The organism is Brevundimonas sp. TWP1-3, from assembly GCF_049896085.1.
Classification (GTDB): Bacteria; Pseudomonadota; Alphaproteobacteria; order Caulobacterales; family Caulobacteraceae; genus Brevundimonas.
Window position 1 is genome coordinate 1 of the sequence record NZ_JAFCTP010000011.1, and the last position, 1,620, is coordinate 1,620.

A 1,620-nucleotide genomic window follows, 5' to 3' on the forward strand; every position below is an offset into this window, starting at 1 on the left:
CGGCGCGGCCGTCGGGGGCGCTGGTCTATGGCGCGAAATTTTGAGCAATTAATGCGTTTGAATGAAAATCAAGGGTATTTGAAGTCGGTTGGTACAAATGGTTGGCAATTATTTGACCAATATGGAGAAGATATCGCCTATATCGAAATGTTAAAATTTCACCCTGACAAAGGTCGTATTGATTTTAATCCAAATAAAATTGGCGAGTTTTTAAAGGGGTCGATGAAACAATTCATTCATGATTTGTTTCTGGATGCGCATTTCTCACGTGCAGATATTGCTTGCGATATTCTCTGTGTTCCTGATGATTTTATTACCCAGTATCGAATCGTTGACCCTGTGTCTTTTAAGCCAATTTATGGCCGTTCTGGCAAATTAGAAACAGCGTACTGGGGTAGTCGTGCCAGCGAGCGACAAGTGCGGATGTACAACAAAAAGCTTGAACAGGAACGAAAAAAACAGATTGTACCAAAAGAAATCGAAACATGGTGGCGTATAGAAATGCAGCTAAGACGTGGCAAAGCAACAGATTGGCATGCGATGGTTCGGGAAAGTTTAGATAGCTTTGCAAGTCCTCATTACTTGCCTGGAGATGTAAAACCTGTTGATAGAATTATGATAAAAGGGCTGAATCAAGATCATTCAGAGTGGGCGTATATTAGCAGAAATTTGAAATATAGATTGCGCAAATTGTTGAAAGAATAAAGCCAAAACGATGAGTTGACGAATCATTTACGAGAGACGTTTAAGGAATCTGCAAACGACTTGAAAATAGAATTAGACACGTGGCTTTTGGGTTTGGACGTGACAGAGAAGTGATACCGAATAAGAAAAGTCAGATGAGTGAGAGTAAATTTACGTCAATGTTTAATGACGTGAGTTTACGATAAGCGATTATTTTGCGTGAAGCAAAATAAAGCGTAAAAGGAGTTGAGAGCGTGACACGCTTTCGGCTCCTTTTTTCGTTGTCACTTGTGACAGCGAATACCCTCGGAGAGCATTTGGAATTGTGACAGCCATGTCACAATTAGGAAAATGTTACTCTTTGACAAAGAGTAACAGAAAGGTTTACAATCTTTTTATTAGCGACAGCGCGAAGGAGGGTTTTAACTTGGGGTTTAGTATTTCATTTAAAAAAGGAACGAAGAATACAAGTATTTCTCATAATAATCGTGAGTTAACTGATCGCCAGAAAACCAATGATTGGCATAAGCATATTGACTTCACGAAATCGGATGAAAATATTTATTTAGAGCAGACGAATCTAGCAGATAAATATGAGGAATTGTTTGGCGAAGTGGTAGAAAAATATAATGCGAAACAAAAAAGAGCCGATAGAAAAATCGAGGACTATTTAGCGAAAGTGCGCAAGGATAAAAAGTTGGAACCTCAACGAGAATTTATTGTGCAAATAGGCATTTTAGATGATTTCCAGACAAATCGAGCAGATGGTTCTTCTACTGGCATATCGAAACAACAAGCTGAACAAAATCGAGTGATTGCCAATAAAATTTTGGTTCAGTATTACAAGGAGTTTCAAGAGAGAAACCCTAATTTGGCTGTTTATAATGCTGTTATTCATAATGACGAAATAAGTCCGCACCTGCACTTGAATATTGT

General features: G+C 38.5%; 2 protein-coding genes. Both read left to right on the forward strand.

The features are described 5' to 3' along the window. Nucleotides 1–705, forward strand: a 705-nt coding sequence (locus tag ACP693_RS17600) for a replication initiation factor domain-containing protein (protein WP_426050126.1), incomplete at its 5' end; no start/stop codon positions are given. A 406-nt stretch (nucleotides 706–1,111) separates the two neighbouring features. Further along, a partial coding sequence (locus tag ACP693_RS17605) for a plasmid recombination protein (protein ID WP_426050127.1) occupies nucleotides 1,112–1,620 on the forward strand: 509 nt, incomplete at its 3' end.